The sequence below is a fragment of the Xylanimonas oleitrophica genome (assembly GCF_003244315.1).
In the GTDB taxonomy this organism is placed as follows: domain Bacteria; phylum Actinomycetota; class Actinomycetes; order Actinomycetales; family Cellulomonadaceae; genus Xylanimonas_A; species Xylanimonas_A oleitrophica.
In genome coordinates this window covers 52,001-73,692 of record NZ_QKWH01000015.1, presented here as the reverse complement: position 1 = coordinate 73,692, position 21,692 = coordinate 52,001, and the positions used below count along the sequence as shown (strand labels likewise).

The 21,692-nt window shown below is 73.7% G+C and carries 19 protein-coding genes; 2 read left to right on the top strand and 17 right to left on the bottom strand.

Annotation, left to right across the window (positions count from 1 at the left end; genetic code table 11):
* The first annotated feature begins 102 nt into the window (after positions 1–102).
* Positions 103–465: a DUF192 domain-containing protein gene (locus tag DNL40_RS14680; RefSeq protein ID WP_218926078.1), complete on the top strand. Its 363-nt coding sequence runs from the start codon at positions 103–105 to the stop codon at positions 463–465.
* Between the two features lie 10 nt (positions 466–475).
* The gene (locus tag DNL40_RS14675; protein WP_111252041.1) at positions 476–1,099 is read left to right on the top strand and encodes a prepilin peptidase; all 624 of its coding nucleotides are present in this window, start codon (positions 476–478) and stop codon (positions 1,097–1,099) included.
* Between the two features lie 63 nt (positions 1,100–1,162).
* Here the strand turns inward: DNL40_RS14675 and DNL40_RS14670 are convergent, their stop codons facing one another.
* The 17 genes from DNL40_RS14670 to DNL40_RS14590 form a co-directional block, all read right to left on the bottom strand.
* Positions 1,163–2,107 carry a polyprenyl synthetase family protein gene (locus DNL40_RS14670; protein ID WP_111252040.1) on the bottom strand — a complete coding sequence of 315 codons (945 nt, stop codon included), beginning with the start codon at positions 2,105–2,107 and terminating at the stop codon, positions 1,163–1,165.
* A 92-nt stretch (positions 2,108–2,199) separates the two neighbouring features.
* The gene (gene nuoN, locus DNL40_RS14665) at positions 2,200–3,975 is read right to left on the bottom strand and encodes an NADH-quinone oxidoreductase subunit NuoN (RefSeq protein WP_111252003.1); all 1,776 of its coding nucleotides are present in this window, start codon (positions 3,973–3,975) and stop codon (positions 2,200–2,202) included.
* Positions 3,972–5,660 carry an NADH-quinone oxidoreductase subunit M gene (locus tag DNL40_RS14660; protein WP_111252002.1) on the bottom strand — a complete coding sequence of 563 codons (1,689 nt, stop codon included), beginning with the start codon at positions 5,658–5,660 and terminating at the stop codon, positions 3,972–3,974. The genes nuoN and DNL40_RS14660 overlap by 4 nt, the downstream gene beginning before the upstream one ends.
* 12 nt (positions 5,661–5,672) lie before the next feature.
* Positions 5,673–7,571 (bottom strand): NADH-quinone oxidoreductase subunit L, encoded by a 1,899-nt coding sequence (gene nuoL, locus DNL40_RS14655; RefSeq protein WP_111252001.1) that lies wholly within the window; start codon positions 7,569–7,571, stop codon positions 5,673–5,675.
* A 3-nt stretch (positions 7,572–7,574) separates the two neighbouring features.
* On the bottom strand, positions 7,575–7,874 hold the full coding sequence (nuoK, locus tag DNL40_RS14650; protein WP_111252000.1) for an NADH-quinone oxidoreductase subunit NuoK: 300 nt from the start codon (positions 7,872–7,874) through the stop codon (positions 7,575–7,577).
* Positions 7,874–8,725 (bottom strand): NADH-quinone oxidoreductase subunit J, encoded by an 852-nt coding sequence (locus tag DNL40_RS14645; RefSeq protein WP_111251999.1) that lies wholly within the window; start codon positions 8,723–8,725, stop codon positions 7,874–7,876. The genes nuoK and DNL40_RS14645 overlap by 1 nt, the downstream gene beginning before the upstream one ends.
* Positions 8,722–9,459: an NADH-quinone oxidoreductase subunit NuoI gene (gene nuoI / locus DNL40_RS14640; RefSeq protein ID WP_111251998.1), complete on the bottom strand. Its 738-nt coding sequence runs from the start codon at positions 9,457–9,459 to the stop codon at positions 8,722–8,724. Before nuoI ends, DNL40_RS14645 begins: the two co-directional genes overlap by 4 nt.
* Positions 9,456–10,829 carry an NADH-quinone oxidoreductase subunit NuoH gene (nuoH, locus tag DNL40_RS14635; RefSeq protein ID WP_111251997.1) on the bottom strand — a complete coding sequence of 458 codons (1,374 nt, stop codon included), beginning with the start codon at positions 10,827–10,829 and terminating at the stop codon, positions 9,456–9,458. The genes nuoI and nuoH overlap by 4 nt, the downstream gene beginning before the upstream one ends.
* On the bottom strand, positions 10,826–13,552 hold the full coding sequence (locus tag DNL40_RS14630; RefSeq protein WP_111251996.1) for an NADH-quinone oxidoreductase subunit G: 2,727 nt from the start codon (positions 13,550–13,552) through the stop codon (positions 10,826–10,828). Before DNL40_RS14630 ends, nuoH begins: the two co-directional genes overlap by 4 nt.
* Entirely contained in the window at positions 13,549–14,904 is a 1,356-nt protein-coding gene (gene nuoF / locus DNL40_RS14625) for an NADH-quinone oxidoreductase subunit NuoF (protein WP_111251995.1), read from the bottom strand. Before nuoF ends, DNL40_RS14630 begins: the two co-directional genes overlap by 4 nt.
* On the bottom strand, positions 14,901–15,773 hold the full coding sequence (nuoE, locus tag DNL40_RS14620) for an NADH-quinone oxidoreductase subunit NuoE (protein WP_111251994.1): 873 nt from the start codon (positions 15,771–15,773) through the stop codon (positions 14,901–14,903). Before nuoE ends, nuoF begins: the two co-directional genes overlap by 4 nt.
* A gap of 52 nt (positions 15,774–15,825) precedes the next feature.
* Positions 15,826–17,175 (bottom strand): NADH-quinone oxidoreductase subunit D, encoded by a 1,350-nt coding sequence (locus DNL40_RS14615; RefSeq protein ID WP_111251993.1) that lies wholly within the window; start codon positions 17,173–17,175, stop codon positions 15,826–15,828.
* Complete coding sequence (locus tag DNL40_RS14610; RefSeq protein WP_111251992.1) at positions 17,172–17,996, bottom strand: NADH-quinone oxidoreductase subunit C; 825 nt, start codon at positions 17,994–17,996, stop codon at positions 17,172–17,174. Before DNL40_RS14610 ends, DNL40_RS14615 begins: the two co-directional genes overlap by 4 nt.
* A complete protein-coding gene (locus DNL40_RS14605; protein ID WP_111251991.1) occupies positions 17,993–18,544 on the bottom strand; it encodes a NuoB/complex I 20 kDa subunit family protein in 552 nt (183 codons plus the stop codon). Before DNL40_RS14605 ends, DNL40_RS14610 begins: the two co-directional genes overlap by 4 nt.
* A 14-nt stretch (positions 18,545–18,558) precedes the next feature.
* Positions 18,559–18,921, bottom strand: a complete 363-nt coding sequence (locus DNL40_RS14600) for an NADH-quinone oxidoreductase subunit A (RefSeq protein ID WP_111251990.1) — start codon at positions 18,919–18,921, stop codon at positions 18,559–18,561.
* Positions 18,922–18,999: 78 nt separating this feature from the next.
* Complete coding sequence (locus DNL40_RS14595; protein WP_111251989.1) at positions 19,000–20,349, bottom strand: geranylgeranyl reductase family protein; 1,350 nt, start codon at positions 20,347–20,349, stop codon at positions 19,000–19,002.
* 597 nt (positions 20,350–20,946) lie between these two features.
* Entirely contained in the window at positions 20,947–21,642 is a 696-nt protein-coding gene (locus DNL40_RS14590) for a demethylmenaquinone methyltransferase (protein WP_111251988.1), read from the bottom strand.
* Between the last annotated feature and the right edge of the window lie 50 nt (positions 21,643–21,692).

The following is a 21,692-nucleotide window of genomic DNA, read 5'->3' as shown; positions in this document are numbered from 1 at the left end:
AGCGGCGGTTATTTACGGCATTTGGCGCGTAACGGGCATCGATCCGTCCAGAACGGTTCTCCAGGGCACGTTTCACCCGCTCCGTCGGGCATGCTCACACCCGTGAATGCTCACGTCCAGGCCTCACCGTCCGATAGCGCCCGCACCCTCGTGGTGGACGGCCGTGCCGTCGGGCCCGTGCTGCACGCCCGCACGTGGTGGGCACGCAGCCGCGGGATGCTGCTGCGGCAGCCGCTGCCCGCAGCGCTGTGGCTCGAGCCCTGCTCGTCGGTGCACGGGGTCGGGATGAGCGCCGCCCTCGACGTCGCCTTCCTGGCCGAGGACGGGCAGGTGATCGACGTGACCGTGCTGCGGCCCTGGAGGCTGACGTCGCCGCGACAGGACGCCCGCGCCGTGCTCGAGGCCCCCGCCGGGAGCTTCCCGGGCTGGGGACTGTCCGTCGGCAGCCTCGTGAGGCTCGCCTAGCATGCCGTCCATGGAAGCCTCCGGTCCCGACGCCCCTCCCGCCGCACCGGGACAGGACCCGAGACCCTCGCTGCTGCGGCGCCTCCCCGGCGAGATCGCCCCGTTCCGCCGGCCCGTCGCCGTCGGTGCGCTGGTGGCCGCCGCGTGGGCCGTCTGGGTCAGCGGCCCAGGGCCTGCGACCCCGGCGCTCGTGGTCACCGCGGCGGCGGGCGCAGCGCTCGCCGTCATCGACGCCCGGACGCACCGCCTGCCGGACGCGGTGGTGCTGCCGACGACCGTGGTGGCAGCGCTGCTGCTCGCGCTCGCCGCCGGGATCACCGGCGACCTGGCGGCGCTGCAACGTGCGGCCCTCGGCGCCCTGGTGCTGGGAGCCGTCTACCTGCTCCTCCACGTCCTCAACCCGCGGGGGCTCGGGTTCGGCGACGTCAAGCTCGCGGTGCTCCTGGGCCTGGTCACCGGCTGGTGGGGGTGGACGCCGGTGTGGGTCACCACCGTGGCGCCGTTCCTCCTCGGCGGCCTCGTGGCCCTCGCCCTGCTGGTGGTCCGCCGGGCGGACCGCCACACCGCCATCCCGTTCGGACCGTTCATGCTGTTCGGCGCTGCCCTGGCCGTCACTGCCGTACGGCTCGCCTGATCGCGGAGCGCATCGCCGCCGCCGGTCGCGCGCCTGGCCCGCCTGGGCCAGGCGCCGCCCGGCTCAGGCCGCCCGGTCCGCCAGCGCGGTCGCGAAGGACTCGAGAGCCTCCTTGACCGGCCCCTCGGGCAACGACGCGAGCTCGCCCGCGGCCTCACGAGCCCAGCGGACGGCCAGCGCACGGGTCTCGGCGAGCACCTCGTGGGCACGCAGCCGGGCCACGACGTCCGCGAGAGCCTCGTCCGAGGAGAGGTCGGCGTCGAGGGCGGCGAGCAGCGCGACGTCGTCGTCGGACGCCACGCCGCGGGCGACGCGCTGACGCAGCAGCAGCACGGGCATCGTGGGGACCCGCTCGCGCAGGTCGGTGCCCGGCGTCTTGCCGGACTGGTCGCCGCTCGAGGCGAGGTCGAGCACGTCGTCGGCGAGCTGGAAGGCGACGCCGAGCTTCTCGCCGTAGGCGCCGACCACCTCGACGACCTCCTGCGGCGCCCCGCCGAACATGGCGCCCATGCGCGCCGAGGCCGCCAGCAGCGACGCCGTCTTGTCGGCCAGCACCTGCAGGTAGTGCTCCACCGGGTCCTCGCCCTCGGCGGGGCCGGTGGTCTCGTGAAGCTGGCCGAGGCACAGGCGCTCGAACGTGCGGGCCTGCAGCAGCACGGCGTCGGGCCCCAGCACGGCCACGCGCGCCGAGGCGCGGGCGAAGAGGAGGTCGCCCACGAGGATGGCGACGGTGTTCCCCCACACGGAGTGGACGCTGGGAGCGCCGCGGCGCAGGGGCGCGGAGTCCATGACGTCGTCGTGGTAGAGCGAGGCCAGGTGCGTCAGCTCGACACCGACGGCCGCGTCGACCAGCTCCGGGCGGGCCCCGTCGCCCAGCTCACCGGTCAGCAGCGTGAGGAACGGGCGCAGCCGCTTGCCGCCCGCCGCCATGAGGTGGTGCGAGGCCTCGTCGGCGAGCCGGTCGGCCTGCGCGGCGGCGTCCGAGAGCGCTTCCTCGACGACGACCATGCGTTCGGCGAGCCGCGCGGCGAGCGCGGGGTCGGACAACGGGATGGCCGTGCCCGTCGGGGTCGGGGCGGCGCTGGGCGGGACGGGCTGGCTCACGGGACGAACTTAGCCGCCTGACCCGCCAGATCCAGAACCGACGCGGGCAGGAGCCCCAGGAGGAGGACACCGGCGGCGCAGAGCGCGACCACGAGCGCGGCCGGACCGGGCGTCGTCACGACCGTCACCACGGTGCGGGTCGCCGCCGGCGCGGCCGTGAGCGTGCCCGTGGGTGCACCGCCCCCGACGGCGTGCGCGGCTGCGCCCGCGTCGGGACCGGCGTCGGTGCCCGCCGCCTCGGGCGCACCGCCGTCGGGCGCACCGCCGTCGGGCACCAGCTCGTCGGCGGGCGGCGTGAGCACCATCAGCACGATGACGCGCACGTAGAAGAACACGGCGACGGCCGAGGCCACCACGCCCGCCACGGCGAGCGGCCAGGCCCCGGCGTCGACGGCCGCCGAGAACGCGCCGAACTTGGCGATGAACCCGGCGGTGAGCGGGATGCCGGCCATCGAGAGCAGGAAGAGCGCGAACGCGGCCGTGAGCCACGGGGCCTTGCGGCCGACCCCGGCCCACTGCGCCAGGTGCGTGGCCTCCCCCAGCAGCGTGTCGGACGCAGCGCTCGCCGCACCGTGCTCGGCGTCCGGCACGGGCGTGGTGAGCCGCTCGCGCACCACGGTCACGACGGCGAACGCCCCCACCGTGGCCAGGCCGTACGCCAGCAGGTAGAACAGCACCGCAGCGGCTCCCGTCTCCGAGAACCCGACGAGCGCCACCAGCACGAACCCGGCGTGCGCGATCGAGGAGTACGCCAGCACCCGCTTGATGTCGGTCTGCACCACGCCCACCACGGTGCCCACCACCATCGTCAGCAGCGCGACCGTCCACAGCACCACCTCGACGCCGTGCCGCGTCCCGGCGTCCATGCCCTCGGCGAGCGTGAACAGGAACCGCACCAGCGCGCCGACGGCGGCCGCCTTGGTGCAGGCGGCCATGAACCCCGTCACCGGCGTCGGGGCGCCCGTGTACACGTCCGGCGTCCAGGCGTGGAACGGCGCCGCACCCACCTTGAACAGCAGGCCCGCGACCACCAGCAGGACGCCGGCCAGGGCGAGCACGTCCATGCCCGCCAGCGGCGAGGCACCCTGGCCCGCCAGCGCCTCGGCGATCGCCCCCAGGCGCACCGAGCCGGCGAACCCGTACAGCAGCGCCACGCCGAAGATCAGCAGCGCCGAGGCGAACGAGCCGAGCAGGAAGTACTTGGCCGCGGCCTCCTGGCTGAGCAGCCGGCGGCGGCGCGCCGTGGCGCACAGCACGTACAGCGGCAGGCTCAGCACCTCCAGGGCGATGAACAGCATCACCAGGTCGTCCGTGGCGGGGAAGAGCATCATGCCGCCGGTGGCGAACAGCACCAGCGGGTACACCTCGGTCTGCTCGAGCCCGGCCCTGCGGGCCTGCTCCTCGTAGGTGCTGCCCGGCACGGCCGCAGCGGTGGGCGCGAACGCGTCCTGCCCACCAGGACGGTCGGCCACCACGAGCACACCCAGCAGCGCGCACACCACCACCACGGCCTGCACGCCCAGCCCGAACGGTGTGAGCAGGTAGCTGCCGCCCACCACGGACAGCGCCGCCTCCTGCACCCTGCCCCACAGCAGCGCCACGGCGACGAGCGCACCCGCCAGCGCACCGAGGGTCAGGACGAGCTGCACGGACCGCCGCGCACGGGCAGGCACGAGAGCCTCCAGCAGCACGCCGAGCACGCCGGCGGCGAGCACCACGAGCACGGGCGACACGGCCGCCCAGTCGATGGTGGGGGCGACGAAGTCGATCACGAGAGGCTCCCCTCGGTCGGGCGGGCGTCCACCGGCTGCGCACCGAGGACGGGCGGCGGGTCGCTCTCACCGACGAGCTCGACAGCCACCTGCCCCGGAGCGTCCACGTACCGCAGGGCGAGCCCCGGCACCAGGCCCAGCACGAGCAGCGCCCCGACCAGCACGCCGGCCACGGTGCGCTCGCGGGCGTCGAGGTCGCGCACGGGCGCGTCCTCGCGCGTGCGGCTGACCGTGTCCTCCAGGGGCGGCGTGCCGTCGTCGGTGGCCTCCCGCGCTGCGTCACCGCCGAGGTGGGCCGGCACCGTGCCGGTGAAGATCCGCTGGTAGGTGAGCAGCACGTAGACGGCGGCGAGCACGACGGCGGGCACCGCGACCAGGGCGGCGACCGGGGCGCGGCCGAACGCCCCGAGGAACACCATCACCTCGGACACGAACGTGGCCAGCCCCGGCAGGGCGGCGGCGCTGAGCGCGGCGACCAGGAACGTGCCGCCCAGCACGGGGGCGACGGTGCGCAGGCCGCCGTAGTCGGCGATGCGCTGGCTGCGCGCCGGGTGCCGGGCGATCACGAAGCCCGCCACCAGGAACAGCGCCCCGGTGGAGATGCCGTGGTTGAGCATCATGAGGCTGGAGCCGGACGTCCCCAGCGAGGTGAACGTGAAGATGCCCAGCACGATGAACCCGAAGTGGGACACCGAGGTGTAGCCCACCAGGCGCAGCAGGTCGCTCTGCCCGATGGCGAGGATCGCCCCGTAGAGGATGGAGACCACGGCGAGCACGATCACGAACGGCGCGGCCCAGCGCGACGCCTCCGGGAACAGCGGCAGGCAGAGCGTCAGCATGCCGAACGTGCCGACCTTGTCCAGCACGCACACCAGGAGGGTGGACGTGCCCGGGGTGGCGTTCTCGGCGACGTCGGGCAGCCAGCTGTGCACCGGCACCAGCGGTGCCTTGATGGCGAACGCGAGGAAGAAGGCGGCGAACATCAGGCGGCCCTCGGTGGTGCCGAGCTCCAGGCCGGTGAGGTTCTCCGTCAGGAACGTCCGCGGGCCACGCTCGGCCGCCGGCACCTGCAGGTACAGCGCGATGACGGCGACGAGCATGATCAGGCCGCCCGCCAAGGAGTAGAGCAGGAACTTCACCGCGGCGTACCGCCGCTGGGCTCCCTGCCCGAACCCGCCGATCAGGAAGTAGGCGGGGATCAGCATGGCCTCGAACAGCACGTAGAACAGGAAGACGTCCCGGGCGGCGAACACCGCCACCATGAACGCCTCGAGCACCAGCACGACGGCGAGGTAGCGCCGCAGCCGGGAGTCGTCACCGCCCTGCTCGCGCCAGGCCGCGAGGATCACCAGGGGCACCAGGCCCACCGACAGGGCCACGAGCAGCAGGCCCACGCCGTCGACGCCGACGGCGTAGCTCGCGCCGATCGCGGGGATCCAGTCGTGCGTCTCGGCGAGCTGGTGCTCGCCCGCGCGCGTGGTGTCGAAGGCCGTGAAGGCACCGACCAGGAGCAGCACCTCGACGAGGGCGCCGGCGAGCGCGACGACGCGGGCGGCGGTGCCGCCGAAACGGCCCGCCCCGGTGCCGGTCGCTGCCGGGCGGCCCCGCCCCACCCCGGTCAGGGCGGTGGCGAGGGCCGCGAGCAGCGGCCACACGATGAGGGCGGTGAGCCAGGGGAAGGTCATGTCTTCTTCTCCTCAGTACGCCAGCGCCCACACGACGGCGGCGACCACGAGCAGGCCGCCGAGCGTCGTGGCCGCGTACGACCGGACGTAACCGTTCTGGGACCGGCGCAGCCCGTCCCCCGCCCGCCGCACGCCCGAGGCGAGCCGGAGGAACGCGGAGTCGACCACGGTGCGGTCGGCGTACACGAGCGTGCGGGTGGCAACCTGCCCCGGCAGCATCGCCAGGGTCTCGTTCACCGGGTCCTGGTACAGGTCGCGGCGGGCCGCGCGCACCAGGGCGTTCGACGCGGGCGGCTCCACCGGGACCTGCTGCACCGCGTAGAGGCGGAACGCGAGCGCCGCCCCGAGCACCACCAGCACGAGCGTCAGGGTGATGATCAACCACACCGGCAGCACCGGGTCGTGGTGCTCGGCGTGCCCGACGACGGGCTCCAGCCAGGTGGTGAACCCGCCCCCCAGCGTCAGCAGGCCGCCGAGAGCCACCGAGCCCACGGCCAGCACGATCATCGGCAGCCTCATCAGGAACGGCGCCTCGTGCGGGTGCCGGGCGCCCTCGCCCTCGCTCTCCCACCGCCGTCGGCCCGCGAACGTCATGAAGAACAGGCGGGACATGTAGAACGCGGTGATGCCCGCGCCCACCAGGGCCACGGTGCCGAAGACCCAGGGCCGCCAGCCCTCCCCCACGAACGCCGCCTCGATGATCTTGTCCTTGGACCAGTACCCCGAGAACGGCGGGACGCCCAGGATGGCGAGCCACCCGAGCCCCATGGTGACCGCCGTGACCGGCAGCGCCCGGCCCAGCCCGCCGAACCGGCGCATGTCCACCGAGTCGTCCATCGCGTGCATGACGGAACCTGCCCCGAGGAACAGCCCCGCCTTGAAGAAGCCGTGCGTCACCAGGTGGAAGATCGCGAACGCGTACCCGATCGGTCCCAGGCCCGCGGCGAGCATCATGTAGCCGATCTGCGACATCGTCGAGGCCGCCAGGGCCTTCTTGATGTCGTCCTTGGCGCAGCCCACGACCGCCCCGAACAGGAGCGTGACCGCACCGACCACGGCCACCACGAGCTGGGCGGTGGGCGCCGCCTCCAGCACCGGCGCGCTGCGCACCAGCAGGTACACCCCCGCCGTCACCATCGTCGCGGCGTGGATCAGGGCGGAGACCGGCGTCGGGCCCGCCATCGCGTCGCCCAGCCACGCCTGCAGCGGGAACTGCGCCGACTTGCCGCACGCCGCCAGCAGCAGCATCAGGCCGATCGCGGTCGCGACCCCCGTGCTCATCCCACCGGCAGCACCCAGCACGTCCCCGAAGCTCAGCGAGCCCACCTGCCACAGCATGAGCATCATCGCCACGATCAGGCCCATGTCACCCACACGGTTCATGACGAACGCCTTCTTGCCCGCCACCGCGTTCTCGCGGCGGTGGTCCCAGAAGCCGATCAGCAGGAACGACGCCACGCCCACGCCCTCCCAGCCCACGAACAGCAGCAGGTAGGAGTCGGCCAGCACCAGCAGCAGCATCGCCGCGACGAACAGGTTGAGGTAGGCGAAGAACCGCCGACGGTCGACGTCGTGCGCCATGTACGCCACCGAGTACAGGTGGATCAGCGTGCCCACGAACGTCACCAGCAGCACGAACGTCAGCGACAGCGGGTCCACCCGGAACGCGGCGTCCACCTGCAGCGTGCCCACCTCCAGCCAGGTGCCCAGGCTGTGCACGGCGACACGCTCGTCGGCCGGCAGGCGCAGCACGTCGGCCAGCAGCACCAGCCCCACCGCGAAGGCCGCGGTGCTCGCTAGCACGCCGAGCCAGTGGCCCCACCGGTCGGTGCGGCGCCCGCCCAGCAGCAGCACGGCGGCCCCCGCCAGCGGGAGGCCCACGAGCCAGGGCGCGAGTCCCAGGGTCTGCATGCTTCAGCCCTTCAGGAGGTTCACGTCGTCGACCGAGGCGGACCGACGGGTGCGGAAGATGGTCACGATGATCGCCAGGCCCACCACGACCTCGGCGGCCGCGACGACCATGACGAAGAAGGCCAGCACCTGCCCGGTGAGGTCGCCGTGGATGCGCGCGAACGTGACGAACGCGAGGTTGGTGGCGTTGAGCATGAGCTCGACACCCATGAACACGACGATGGCGTTGCGGCGCAGCATCACGGTGGTGGCGCCGATCGCGAAGAGGATCCCCGCGAGCACGAGGTAGTTGGTGATCGGCATCAGCGGGTCTCCCCCTCGGTGCTGTCAGCCCCGGCGCCCGGGACTTCCCGCGCGCCTTCTGCGGGCACGTCCTCGGGGGCGATGCGCTGCACCAGCGTCTCCTGCGCCCCGAGCACCGCCACGGGCGAGCGGCGCTGACCGCGGATGCGCAGCACGCGCGGCACCGAGTGCTCCAGCGGCTGCCCGTCCGGCCCCAGCGCAGGGGTGTCCATCGCGTTGTTCTGCGCGTACACGCCCGGGGCGGGCAGCGGCGTCAGCGGCCGGCGCCGGGCCGGGTCCACCGCCATCTGCGCCACCCGCTCGCGCGCCTGCAGCCGCTGGGTGCGGCGCGGGCCCAGCCGGCGCCGGTGAGTGAGCACCAGCCCCGCGAGCGCCGCGGTGACCAGCAGCACGCCGACGACCTCCATGGCGAGCACGTAGTCGCCGAACAGGACGGCGGCGAGGCCCTCGGGGTTGGTGGCGGCGTTGGCGGCCTCGAGCCCGACGGCGGGCGGGAACGTCGCCCGGGTGATGACGCCCAGGAGCACGGCCAGCAGCCCGGCGCCGAGCAGGACGCCGATCCAGCGCTGCCCCCTGATCGTCTCGGTGAGCGAGTCGGCGGCGTCGACGCCCACGAGCATGAGCACGAAGAGGAACAGCATCATGACGGCGCCGGTGTAGACGACCACCTGCACGATGCCGAGGAACGGCGCCTCGTTGGCCACGTAGAGGATGGCGAGCGAGACCATCACGAACACCACGCAGATGGCGGCGTGCACGGCCCGGCGGGCGAAGAGCAGGCCGAGCGCGGCGATCACCATCAGCGGGGCGAGCACGGCGAACAGGGCGGCCTCGCCGCCCGACGTCGTCACTGGCCCGTCCCGGCGGCCGAGCGGGCGGCGCCGGACCGGGTGGCCGGGGGCCGCAGCTGGTGCCGGCGCGGGGTGGGCGGGGGCGCCTGCCCGTCGACGACCTTCGCGGCGGCGTCGAGGGTCGGGTCGTCCGGGCGGTGCTCGCGCACCCACGCCACCTGCTCGGCCGTGGGCGCCGTGACCTCGCCGCGGTAGTACTCGGTGTCCGTGGTGCCCTCGGCCATCGGGTGAGGTGCGGCGAGCATGCCGTCGGAGAGGGGGGCGAGCAGGTCGGGCTTCTCGTAGATCATCCCGGCGCGGGTCGGGCCGGCCAGCTCGTAGTCCTCGGTCATGGTCAGGGCGCGCGTGGGGCACGCCTCGATGCACAGGCCGCAGAAGATGCAGCGCAGGTAGTTGATCTGGTAGACGCGCCCGTACCGCTCGCCGGGGCTCATGTGGGCGCCGTCGGGCAGGTCCGCGTTGTCCCCGCCCTCGACGTAGATGGCGTCGGCGGGGCAGGCCCAGGCGCACAGCTCGCACCCGATGCACTTCTCGAGCCCGTCGGGGTACCGGTTGAGCTGGTGGCGGCCGTGGTAGCGCTGCTGGGGCGGCACCTTCTCGAACGGGTACTGCTCGGTGACGGTGGGGCGGAACATCGACCCGAGCGTCACTCCGAACCCGGCCACGGGTGCCAGGGCGCGGCCGATCGGGCCCTTGGTGGGCCGCAGGGGCTTGTACTCCGGTGAGTCCGTCATCGGGCACCCTCCTCGACGTCGTCGTGCGGGGTATCGGGGCCGGCGCCGCCGGCGGGGACGTGCTCCACGGGCCGGCGGCCGGCGCGGGGCGAGGGCGGCAGGCTCTGCCCGGGCAGCGGGGGCACGGGGTAGCCGCCGGCGAACGCGTCGACGGTGCCCGGAGCGCTGCTGGGCGCGGTGCCGGCCTCGCTGCCGGGCCCGGCGTCGTCGTGCTCCGGGCTGCGCCTGCGGTCGGGCCAGAGGCTCACCAGCGCCACGGCGGCGAGGCCCACGCCGAGGATGACGGCGACCAGCACGGTGCGCGAGACGCCGGCGTCGAGGCGGAACCACTGCACCACCGCGAGGACCACCACCCAGGCGAGGGCGACGGGGATGAGCACCTTCCAGCCGAACACCATGAACTGGTCGTAGCGCAGGCGCAGCAGCGTGCCGCGCACCCACACGAAGACGAACATCAGCAGCCAGACCTTGGCCAGGAACCAGAGGATCGGCCACCAGCCGGTGTTGAGCACGCCGTCGCCGACGGCACTCAGGGGCCACGGGGCCCGCCAGCCGCCCAGGAACAGGGTGGTGGCGATGGCCGAGACGTTGAGCATGTTGATGTACTCGGCGAGGAAGAACCAGGCGAACTTCATCGACGAGTACTCGGTCATGTACCCGGAGACGAGCTCGCCCTCGGCCTCCGGCAGGTCGAACGGGAGGCGGTTGGTCTCGCCGATCATCGAGATGACGTAGACGACGAAGGCGGGCAGGAGCGGCAGGAAGAACCAGATGCTCTGCTGCCCCTCGACGATGGTCGAGGTGGACATCGACCCGGCGAGGATGAACACGCTCACCAGGGACAGGCCCATCGCCAGCTCGTAGCTGATGACCTGGGCGGTGGAGCGCACCGACCCGAGCAGCGGGTACGTGGACCCGGACGACCAGCCGCCGAGCACGATGCCGTACACACCCAGGGAGGCGCAGGCCAGCACGTAGAGCACCGCCACGGGGAAGTCGGTGAGCTGGGCGGGCGTGGTGAAGTCGGTGAACGGGATGGTCACCTCGGGCCCGAAGGGCACGACGGCGAACACCAGCAGCGAGCAGAACACCGAGACCATCGGGGCCAGCAGGTAGACGATCCTGTCGGCCGCCGTGACGTTGACGTCCTCCTTGAGCAGCAGCTTCATCGCGTCGGCGAGCGACTGCAGCAGGCCGAACGGGCCGTGCACGTTGGGCCCGGGCCGCACCTGCATGCGGGCCACGACGCGGCGCTCGAACCAGATGGCGACGAGCACGCTGGTCAGGAGGAACACGATGATGAGCACGGCCTTGACCAGGTAGGTCACGAACGTGTCCTGGCTGAAGTCGGCGGCGACCCCGGGGATCATCGGGCCTCCTCCGTCCCCGTGCCAGGACGGGCGCCCGCGGGCGCCCCCGCTGCTCCTGACGCCACAGGTCCTGCGACGGCGAGGCGGACGACGTCGCCCGGCGAGGCGCCGAGCGTGTCGTGCACGCGGCAGCCGCGGCTGGCCAGCGGCAGCCACACCACGTGGTCCACCATGGCCGTCACCTGGAGCGGCACGGTGATCGCGCCCCGGTCGGTCGAGACGGTCACCGTGTCGCCGTCGGCCGCCCCCACCGCCGCCGCGGTGGCCGGGCTCAGGCGGGCCACCGGTCGCTTGGCGGTGCCGGCGAGGAACTGCTCGCCGTCCTGCAGGGCGCCGTCGTCGAGCAGCAGGTGCCACGAGGCGAGGACGGCGGTCCCGGGCTCCACCCGGGCCGACGACGTCGCGGCCGCCGGCGGGGGCGCGACGCGCTCCCCGCCCCAGGCGGGCAGCGCCGCCACCGCGAGGTGCGCCGCGAGCGGCTCGGCCGCCCCCAGGTCGGCGCCCAGCTGGGCCGCCAGGGCGTGCAGCACCCGGTGGTCGGGCATCGACGACGACTCCAACGCCTGCGGGAACGCCCGCACCCGCCCCTCCCAGCTCCAGTACGAGCCCGAGCGCTCCACGGGCGGGGCCACGGGCAGCACGACGTCGGCCAGGGCCGTCGCCTCCGACGCCCGCACCTCCAGGGAGACGACGAACCCGGCGGCCGCGAGCGCCCGGCGGGCCAGCGCCGGGTCGGGCAGGTCGGCCAGCTCGAGGCCGCCCACGAGGGCGCCGCCGAGCTCTCCGGCCTCCAGCGCCCGGAGGATGCCGGTCGCGTCCCGGCCGGGCTCGGCGGGCAGGGTGGTGACGTCGACGCCCCAGGCCGCCGCCACCTCGGCGCGGGCGACGGGGTCGGTGAGGGGGCGCCCGCCGGGCAGCACACCGGGCAGCAGCCCGGCCTCGACGCCGCCGCGCTCGCCGGCGCGGCGCGGCACCCAGGCGAGCCGGGCACCGGTGGCCTCCGCCAGGCGCAGGGCAGCGCCGTACGCACCCGGGGTGCCGGCCAGCCGCTCGCCCACGAGGAGCACGGCTCCCGGCTGGGCGAGCGCCTCGGCGGCGGCGGCCACCGCGGCCGCGTCCACCCCGGCGGGCAGTCGGCCACCGGTCGCGCTCGCGGCCACCGCACCGAGCCAGTCGGTCTCGGTGCCGGGGGCGGCGGGCAGGAGCGTGCCGTCCAGGCGCCGCAGCCCCCGGGTCGCGAAGGGCGCCAGGCCCAGCACGCGCACCCGGTTCTTGCGCACCGCCTTGCGCAGCCGCAGGAAGACGACGCCGCCCTCCTCCTCGGCCTCGAGGCCGGCCAGCAGCACCGCGGGCGCCTTCTCCAGGTCGGAGAACGTCACGCCGACGCCGGTGCCTGCCACCGCGCGGGCCAGGAACGCCACCTCCTGCTCGGAGTGCACGCGGGCCCGCATGTCGACGTCGTCCGTGCCGAGCACGGCCCGGGCGAACCGCGACCACGCGAAGGCGTCCTCGACCGTGAGGCGCCCGCCTGGCAGCACGCCGACACCACCTGCGGCACGGGCCGCGACCAGCCCCTCGGCCGCGAGCTCGAGCGCCTCGACCCACGACGCCGGTCGCAGCTCGCCGCGCGTTCCGTCCGCGCCGCGGTCGCGCACCAGCGGGGTGGTGATCCTGTCCGGGGCCGACTGCCACGTGAACGCGAACCGGTCCTTGTCGGTGATCCACTCCTCGTTGACCAGCGGGTCCTCCCCCGCCAGGCGGCGCAGCACCACGCCGCGGCGGTGGTCCACGCGGATCGCCGAGCCCGAGGAGTCGTGCTCGCTGACGCCCGGGGTGGAGACGAGGTCGAACGGGCGGGCCCGGAAGCGGTAGGCCGCCCCCGTCAGCGCACCGACCGGGCAGATCTGCACCGTGTTGCCGGAGAAGTACGAGGCGAACGGGGTACCGGTGGTCGAGCTGGTCGCCGAGCCGGCGGGCAGCTCGGCGGGCACGTCGCCGCTGCGGACGGCGTCGGTGGCCGCGACCGGGTCCGCGTGCCCGTCAGCGCCCTCGGCGTGGCCGGCGCACGGCGGCGGGGCGAAGTCCAGCACGCCCTCGTCGAACCGCCCGATCTGCTGGCGGGCACCACGCTCCTGCAGCGCGATGAACGCGTCCCCCGCGATCTCCTCGCTGAACCGGGTGCACCGCTGGCACAGCACGCACCGCTCCCGGTCCAGCAGGATCTCGGTGGACACGGCGATCGGCTTGGGGAACGTGCGCTTGACGTCCACGAACCGGGAGGTGGCCCGCCCGTTGGTCATGGCCTGGTTCTGCAGCGGGCACTCCCCGCCCTTGTCGCACACCGGGCAGTCCAGCGGGTGGTTCATGAGCAGCAGCTCCATGACCCCGTGCTGCGCCTTGTCGGCCACGGGGGAGGTGCGCTGCGTCTTGACCACCATGCCCGGCGTGGCCTCCAGGGTGCAGGAGGCCTGCGGCTTGGGCATCGGGCGCAGGTTGCCCTCCCGGTCCGGGGTGGCCACCTCCACCAGGCACTGGCGGCAGGCGCCCGCCGGCTCCAGCAGCGGGTGGTCGCAGAACCGCGGGATCTGGATGCCCACCTGCTCCGCCGCCCGGATCACCAGGGTGCCCTTGGGCACGGTGACCTCGAGCTCGTCGAGCGTGAAGGTGACGGTCTCGACGGGTGCGGCCGCGCCGCCGGCCGACCTGTCCGTGGTCGCGGTCATCGGTGACCTCCTGCCCCGGCGCCGGCCAGCACGCCGGCCGTGGGGCTCGTCTTCGGGGTGTAGGCGAACAGCGCGGAGGCCGACGGGTCGAACGGGCAGCCGTGGCCGTCGATGTGGGCCTGGTACTCGTCACGGAAGAGCTGGATCGAGCTGGTCACGGGCGAGGTGGCGCCGTCGCCGAGCGCGCAGAAGGCGCGGCCCAGGATGTTCTCGCACAGGTCGAGCAGCAGCTCGAGGTCGCCGTCCTGCCCCTCGCCCGCCTCGATGCGGCGCAGCACCTGCTTCATCCAGTAGGTGCCCTCCCGGCACGGGGTGCACTTGCCGCAGGACTCGTGGGCGTAGAAGTCGGTCCACCGGCTCACCGCCCGCACCACGCAGACCGTCTCGTCGAAGATCTGCAGCGCACGGGTGCCCAGCATCGACTTCGCCGCGCCCACCGACTCGTAGTCGAGCGGCACGTCCAGGTGCTCGGCCGTGAACATCGGGGTCGAGGAGCCGCCCGGCGTCCAGAACTTCAGCTCGTGGCCCGCCCGCACGCCGCCCGCCAGGTCCAGCAGCTCGCGCAGCGTGATGCCCAGCGGCGCCTCGTACTGGCCCGGCCGGGTCACGTGGCCGCTCAGGGAGAACAGGCCGTGCCCCTGGGAACGCTCGGTGCCCATCGAGGCGAACCACTCGGGCCCGTTCTTCAGGATGCCCGGCACCGACGCGATCGACTCGACGTTGTTGACCACCGTGGGCCGGGCGTACAGGCCGGCCACCGCCGGGAACGGGGGCTTGAGGCGCGGCTGGCCGCGCATCCCCTCGAGCGAGTCGAGCAGCGCCGTCTCCTCGCCGCAGATGTAGGCACCGGCTCCGGCGTGCACCGTGACGTCCAGGTCGAACCCGCTGCCGAGCACGTCCTTGCCCAGGTACCCGGCGTCGTACGCCTCCTGCACCGCGTTCATCACCCGCCGGTACACGTGCAGCACCTCGCCGCGCACGTACACGAACGCGTGGTGGCAGCCGATGGCGTAGCTGGTGATGGCGATGCCCTCCACCAGGTGCTGGGGGCTGGCCATCATCAGCGGGATGTCCTTGCAGGTGCCCGGCTCGGACTCGTCCGCGTTGACCACCAGGTAGCGGGGCCCGCCGTCGTCGGGCGGCAGGAACCCCCACTTCATGCCCGTGGGGAACCCGGCGCCGCCACGGCCGCGCAGGCCCGCGTCCTTGACGGCCTGGACCACGGCGCCCGGCTCCATCGCCAGCGCGTTGCGCAGCCCGGCGTAGCCGCCCTTGTCCAGGTAGGTGCTCAGCGCCCACGAGCGCTCGGCGTCCCAGGTGTCGGTCAGCACCGGGGTCAGGGTGTCGGTCACCGTGCCTCCCCCTTGCCTCGTCCGGGGTCGCCGGGGTGGGGCGACTCGGTGGTGTCCGACGGCGTCGCCGGCTCGCGCTCGGCGCTCGACCCGGGCTCGCCCGCCTCGGGCTCGCCCGTCGTCGTGCCACCCGCGGCCGGCGCCTCGTGCGCCGTCTCGGGCTGCGGGGCCGTCCAGCCGCGCTCGCGGGCCACCCGCAGGCCGGCCAGCGTGGGCTCGCCCGCGACGCCGCCCTCGTCGGCGCGCCCGTCGGGGAACCCGGCCAGCACCCGGCTCATCTGCTTGAACGTGCACACGCTCGCCGCGCCGCGCGTGGGCGCCACCGGCCGGCCGGCGCGCAGGTCGTCCGCGAGCGCCGTGGCCGTCTCCGGGGTCTGGTTGTCGAAGAACTCCCAGTTGACCATCACGACGGGCGCGTAGTCGCAGGCGGCGTTGCACTCGACCCGCTCCAGGGTGATGGCGCCGTCCTCGGTGGTCTCGTCGTGCCCGACGCCGAGGTGCTCGCTGAGCTCGTCGAAGATGGCGTCGCCGCCCATGACGGCGCACAGGGTGTTGGTGCACACGCCGACGGTGTAGGTGCCGTTGGGGTGGCGCTTGTACTGGGTGTAGAAGGTGGCGACGGCGCTGACCTCGGCCGGGGTGAGGCCCAGCTGCTCGGCGCAGAACAGGACGCCGTCCCGGCTGACGTACCCGTCCACGGACTGCACCAGGTGCAGCATGGGCAGCAGGCCCGAGCGCGGGTCGGGGTAGCGGGCCGTGATCGCGGCGGCGTCGGCGCGCAGCCGTGCGAGCAGGTCCGGGTCGAGGCGGGCGTCGTAGCCGGGGCGCGGCGGCACGCCCGTCCCGGTGGTCACGGGCTCGGCGGTCATCTCGGGGTCCTCGCGCAGGCGTGGGCGCAGCGAGCGGCTGCGTGGGGTGAGGTCATCGGTCGACTCCTCCCAGGACGGGGTCCAGGGACGCCACGGCCACGACGACGTCGGCCACCTGGCCGCCCTCGCACATGACCGACACGGCCTGGAGGTTGTTGAAGGACGGGTCGCGGAAGTGCGCCCGGTAGGGCTTGGTGCCGCCGTCTGACACCACGTGCACGCCGAGCTCGCCGCGGGGGTGCTCGACCGTCTGCCAGGCCTGGCCCACGGGGACCCGGAAGCCCTCGGTCACCAGCTTGAAGTGGTGGATCAGGGCCTCCATGGAGGTGCCCATGATGGTGCGGATGTGGTCGAGGGAGTTGCCCTGCCCGTCGCCGCCGACGGCGAGCTGGGCGGGCCAGGCGATCTTGCGGTCGGCCACCATGACGGGGTCGCCGGTCGTGGCGTCGAGGCGCTCGAGCGCCTGCTCCACGATCTTGAGGGACTGGTAGCACTCCTCGACACGGATGACGACCCGGTCGTAGCAGTCGGCGTTGGTACCGGTGGGCACGTCGAAGTCGTACGTCTCGTACCCGCAGTAGGGGAACGCCTTGCGCACGTCGTAGGGCAGCCCGGTGGAGCGCAGCACGGGGCCGGTGATGCCGAGCGCCATGCAGCCGGCGAGGTCGAGGGTGCCGACGTCGGTGAGCCGGGCCTTGAAGATGGGGTTGGCGAGCATGAGGTCACCGAGCTGGCCGAGGTACTTGCGCACCTCCTTCATGGCGCGGCGCACCTGGTCGGTGAAGCCGTCGGGCACGTCCTGCGCGACGCCGCCCGGGCGGATGTACGCGTGGTTCATGCGCAGCCCGGTGGCGGCCTCGAAGAGGCGCAGGATCTCCTCGCGGGCGGTGAACCCGATCGTCATCACCGTGGTGGCGCCCATCTCGTTGCCGCCCGTGCCGAGGCACACCAGGTGGGAGGAGATGCGGTTGAGCTCCATCATCAGCACCCGGATGACGCTGGCCCGCTCGGGGACGTCGTCGGTGATGCCGAGCAGCTTCTCGGTGCCGAGGCAGAACGCGGCCTCCTGGAAGAACGGCGCCAGGTAGTCCATGCGGGTGCAGAACGTGGTGCCCTGCGTCCAGGTGCGGAACTCCATGTTCTTCTCGATGCCGGTGTGCAGGTACCCGACGCCGCAGCGGGCCTCGGTGACCGTCTCGCCGTCGATCTCGAGCATGAGCCGCAGCACGCCGTGGGTGGAGGGGTGCTGGGGCCCCATGTTGACGACGATGCGCTCCTCGCCCACCACCTCGCGGGCGATCTCGTCCCAGTCGCCGCCCGACGCCTCGTAGGACGGGGTGCCGGGGTCGAAGTCGCCGACGGGCGGGCGGGTGGCCCGGTAGCCGGTCGTGGGCGTGCTCACGAGTACTGCCTCCTCGTGTCGGGCGGAGGCACCGTGGCGCCCTTGTACTCCACGGGGATGCCGCCCAGCGGGTAGTCCTTGCGCTGCGGGTGCCCGGGCCAGTCGTCCGGCATCTCGATGCGCGCCAGGCCGGGGTGCCCGTCGAACACGATGCCGAAGAAGTCGAACGTCTCCCGCTCGTGCCAGTCGTTGGCCGGGTACACCGCCGTGGTGGACGGGACGTGCGGGTCGACGTCGGGGCAGGCGACCTCCAGGCGCAGCTGCCGGCCGTGGGTCACCGAGGTGAGGTGGTAGACGGCGTGCAGCTCGCGCCCCGCGTCGTGCGGGTAGTGGACGCCGCTGACGCCGAGGGACAGCTCGAAGCGCAGGTCCTGGTCGTCGCGCAGCGCCTGGCAGACGCGCACCAGGTGCTCGCGCGCGACCCACAGGGTGAGCTCGGCGTGCGCCCCGGCCCGCGAGCTGCGGGGCGGGTCGACGACGACGCGCTCCACCGCGTCGTCGAACGCGACCCCCTGGGCGCCGAGCACCTCGGCGAGCACGTCGACCGCCTCGTCGAACCAGCCGCCGTAGGGCCGTTCGGCGGCGCCCGGCATGGCGACGGGCTGCACGAGGCCGCCGTAGCCGGTGGTGTCGCCGCCCTGCTTGACGCCGAACATGCCCTCGCGCACGGCGATGATCTCCGGCTGCGGCAACGAGCCCGCACCGGCGGGGCTGGCGGTGCCGGAGACCAGCTCCCCCGAGCGGGGGCCCATGGCCTCCTCGGGCTGCGGCACCGGCGTCGTCGGCTCCCCCGGCCCCGGGGCGGGCGTCGGGCCGCTCATCGCAGCAGGCCCTTCATCTCGAAGGTGGGCGTGGCCTCCAGGGCCGCGGCCTCGGCTGCCTTGGCCGCCTCGACGCGGTTGACGCCCAGCGGCGACTCCTGGATCTGGTGGTGCAGGGCCAGGATCGCGTTGATGAGCATCTCGGGCCGGGGCGGGCAGCCGGGCAGGTAGATGTCCACCGGCACCACGTGGTCGACGCCCTGGACGATCGCGTAGTTGTTGAACATGCCGCCCGACGAGGCGCACACGCCCATCGACAGCACCCACTTGGGCTCGCTCATCTGGTCGTAGACCTGGCGCACCACCGGGGCCATCTTCTGGCTCACCCGCCCGGCCACGATCATCAGGTCGGCCTGGCGCGGGGAGGCGCGGAACACCTCCATGCCGAACCGGGACAGGTCGAACCGGGAGGTGCCGGCGGCCATCATCTCGATGGCGCAGCACGCCAACCCGAACGTCACCGGCCACAGCGACGCCTTGCGCAGGTAGCCCGCGATGTCCTCGACCGTCGTCAGCAGGAACCCCGACGGCGCCTCTTCCAGCCCCATTGCTCTTCCTTCTCTCAGACCCAGTCGAAGCCGCCGCGGCGCCACTCGTACACGAACGGCACGGTGATCAGCGCGAGGAAGACGAGCATCGCCACCAGCCCGAACCCGGCCAGCCAGGCGAAGCTGACGGCCCACGGGTAGAGGAAGACGACCTCGATGTCGAAGACGATGAACGTCATGGCCACCAGGTAGTACTTGACCGGCAGCCGCCCGCCCCCGGTGGCCTGCGGCGTCGGCTGGATGCCGCACTCGTAGGCCTCGAGCTTGGCGCGGTTGTAGCGCTTGGGGCCGATCACGGCCGAGGCCGCGACACCGCCCAGGGCGAGCACGGCCGCCACGGCCATGAGCACCAGCACCGGGACGTACGGGTTGGTCATCGCCCCTCCCTCCCTCGCTCTGCCTGCGTCATCGTTCGATCACTCCTTCGTGCTCGCACCACGCTCGTCCGCCGGCCGTCAGGCCGCGGGGACCACCCGCGTCATCGCTGCGATCACCCGGTCCACCCAGTCGCCCCCGCGCGGCTCGTAGCAGTCCGAGAGCAGCTTGACCACGAGCCTCATGACCACGGGGACGGGCAGGGCGTACCGGGTGCCGACCCGCATGATCGTGGGGTGCTCGATGAGCCGGACGAACGCCCGGCCCAGCGTGTAGTAGCCGCCGAGCTCGGCGCGCATGCGGTCGGCGTAGGTGCCGAGCGCGCGCTCGCGGGCGTCGTCGGTGGTGCGCGTGCGGGCCTGGGTGATGGCGTCGGCGGCGACCCGCCCGGCCTGCAGCGCGTAGGCGATGCCCTCGCCGTTGAACGGGCTGACCATGCCGGCGGCGTCCCCGACCAGCAGCGCGCCGTCGCGGTACATGGGCGTGCGGTTGAACCCCATGGGCAGCGCGGCCCCGCGGATCGGGCCCACCTGGTTGTCGGGCGTGAAGCCCCACTCGGCGGGCGTGTTCTCGATCCAGGTGCGCATCAGCGCCTTGTAGTCGTGCCCGACGGCGGACTGGCGCGCCGGCGTCGAGCTCACCGAGCCGAGGCCCACGTTCACGGTGCCGTCACCGAGGGCGAAGATCCAGCCGTAACCGGGGAGCAGGTCGCTCTGGCCGGGCGCGCCGGACCACAGCTCGAGGTGGGACTCCATCCAGGCGTCCTCGTGCCGGCTGGTGGGCCCGGTGGCGGACGGGGTGCCGTCGGCGGCCTTGCCGTCGGTGCGGAAGTACGTGCGCACCGCGGTGCCCATCGGGCGGTCGTCACGGCGCTCGATGCCGAGGCTCGTGGCGAAGCGCGAGCTGACACCGTCGGCCGCGACGACGACGGGTGCCCGGTAGGTGGTGGGGGCGCCGTCGGGGCGGCCCCGGCCGTCCAGGGGCTGGGCGGTGACGCCCACGACGCGGCCGGTGCGGTCGTCGAGCAGCGGGCCGGTCACCTTGGTGCGCTCGAGCAGCTTGGCGCCGCTGCGCTGCGCGTGCTGGGCGAGGCGGTGGTCGAGCGTCATGCGCGAGCGGGCCATGCCGTAACCGGGGTAGGCCGTGACGTCCGGCCAGGGCAGCTCCCACGTGCGGCCGCCGGCCACCACGCGCAGCCCCTGGTTGCGGATCCAGCCGTCCGCGGCGTCGGTGGGCACGCCCATGCGGGCCAGCTCGGCCACGGCGCGCGGCGTCAGCCCGTCGCCGCAGACCTTGTCGCGAGGGAACCCGGCCTTCTCGAGGAGCAGCACGTCGAGCCCCGCGGACGCGCACCAGTGCGCGGCGGAGGACCCGGCAGGGCCGGCACCCACCACGATGACGTCCGCGTCGTCGGATGCGCCTGCTCGCACGTGATCACCTCGCTCTCACCAGAGCCCGGGGCCTGCTCCGTCGCAGGCGGCGGGCCTCGTCAGACTGACTTGTGAACCCGATCACAACACCGCCGTCACCATATCCACATGAGCGGCTGCTTGTGTAGCAAGGCTCGCCTTCGTCGTGGCGCACGGCTCCGGCAGGCCCTCGGGCAGCCGCCCCGTGATGGCTGCGGCCAGGCACGATCCTCGCTCACCAAGGAGGCCGGGACGTGCGGATCCGGGCCGCGAGAAGACCCCAGATCGCGGGCCGAAGGTCCCGAGCCCCGTCCCGCCGCGGCGTCACGCCGTCGGGCGGGCTCACGCCCTCGGGCGGGCTCGCGGCGTCGGCGGGCTCGCCGCCCTCGGGGACGCCACGACCTCCCCCTGCGCGGCCACGACGCCCCCGCGGACGACGAACCCCGGTGCGGGGCTGCCCGAGGGCGCCCCGCACCGGGGTGGGGTCCGCGGCGGCGGGGACGAACCTCGCGGACACGACGACGCTAGGCCCCGTGGCTGAGGGTTCCCTGCCGCCCGCCTGTCAGGACCGTGTGAACCTCTGGCGGGAGCCTCAGGCGAGAGGATCGCCCGCGAGGATCAGGCGGGCCGGCTCGCGCGGTGCAGCGCCACGATGCCCCCGGTCACGTTCCGGTAGGCCACGTGCTCCCACCCGGCGTCGAGCATCAGGTGGGCCAGCCCCGGCTGGTCGGGCCACGAACGGATCGACTCCGCCAGGTACTCGTAGGAGCCCTTGTCACCGGTGACGGCACCCGCCACGACGGGCAGGGCACGCATCAGGTACTCCATGTACAGGGTGCGGAACGGTCCCCACGTGGGCGTGGAGAACTCGCACACCACGATGCGCCCGCCCGGGCGCACCACCCGCAGCATCTCCCGCAGCGCACCCTCGGTGTCCACCACGTTGCGCAGGCCGAAGCTGATCGTCACGGCGTCGAACGCGCCGTCGGCGAAGGGCAGCGCCGTCGCGTCGCCTGCGACGAACGGCAGGTCGGGGCGGCGCTCCTTGCCCACCCGCAGCATCCCGAGCGAGATGTCGGAGGGCACCACGATCGCGCCGTCCTCGGCGAACGGCTCCGACGACGTGCCCGTGCCGGCCGCCAGGTCGAGAACCTTCTCCCCGGGCATCGCCGCCACGGCCTCGCGCACCAGGCGGCGCCACCGGCGGTCCTGCCCCAGGGAGACGAGGTCGTTGACGAGGTCGTAGCGCTCGGCGATCCCGTCGAACATCGACGCGACCTCGGCAGGCTTCTTCTCCAGGCTGGCGCGGGGCATGGCGTCATCGTGCCACGGCCGGGCAGGGTGCCGTGGTGCGGCGGGCCGCG

Coding starts and splice junctions, on each gene's coding strand:
- DNL40_RS14675 (WP_111252041.1), top strand. CDS start 476: ATGGAAGCCTCCGGTCCCGACGCCCCTCCCGCCGCACCGGGACAGGAC.
- DNL40_RS14670 (WP_111252040.1), bottom strand. CDS start 2,107: ATGGTCGTCGTCGAGGAAGCGCTCTCGGACGCCGCCGCGCAGGCCGAC.
- DNL40_RS14660 (WP_111252002.1), bottom strand. CDS start 5,660: ATGACCTTCCCCTGGCTCACCGCCCTCATCGTGTGGCCGCTGCTCGCG.
- nuoL (WP_111252001.1), bottom strand. CDS start 7,571: ATGCAGACCCTGGGACTCGCGCCCTGGCTCGTGGGCCTCCCGCTGGCG.
- nuoK (WP_111252000.1), bottom strand. CDS start 7,874: ATGCCGATCACCAACTACCTCGTGCTCGCGGGGATCCTCTTCGCGATC.
- nuoI (WP_111251998.1), bottom strand. CDS start 9,459: ATGACGGACTCACCGGAGTACAAGCCCCTGCGGCCCACCAAGGGCCCG.
- nuoH (WP_111251997.1), bottom strand. CDS start 10,829: ATGATCCCCGGGGTCGCCGCCGACTTCAGCCAGGACACGTTCGTGACC.
- DNL40_RS14630 (WP_111251996.1), bottom strand. CDS start 13,552: ATGACCGCGACCACGGACAGGTCGGCCGGCGGCGCGGCCGCACCCGTC.
- nuoE (WP_111251994.1), bottom strand. CDS start 15,773: ATGACCGCCGAGCCCGTGACCACCGGGACGGGCGTGCCGCCGCGCCCC.
- DNL40_RS14610 (WP_111251992.1), bottom strand. CDS start 17,996: ATGAGCGGCCCGACGCCCGCCCCGGGGCCGGGGGAGCCGACGACGCCG.
- DNL40_RS14605 (WP_111251991.1), bottom strand. CDS start 18,544: ATGGGGCTGGAAGAGGCGCCGTCGGGGTTCCTGCTGACGACGGTCGAG.
- DNL40_RS14600 (WP_111251990.1), bottom strand. CDS start 18,921: ATGACCAACCCGTACGTCCCGGTGCTGGTGCTCATGGCCGTGGCGGCC.
- DNL40_RS14590 (WP_111251988.1), bottom strand. CDS start 21,642: ATGCCCCGCGCCAGCCTGGAGAAGAAGCCTGCCGAGGTCGCGTCGATG.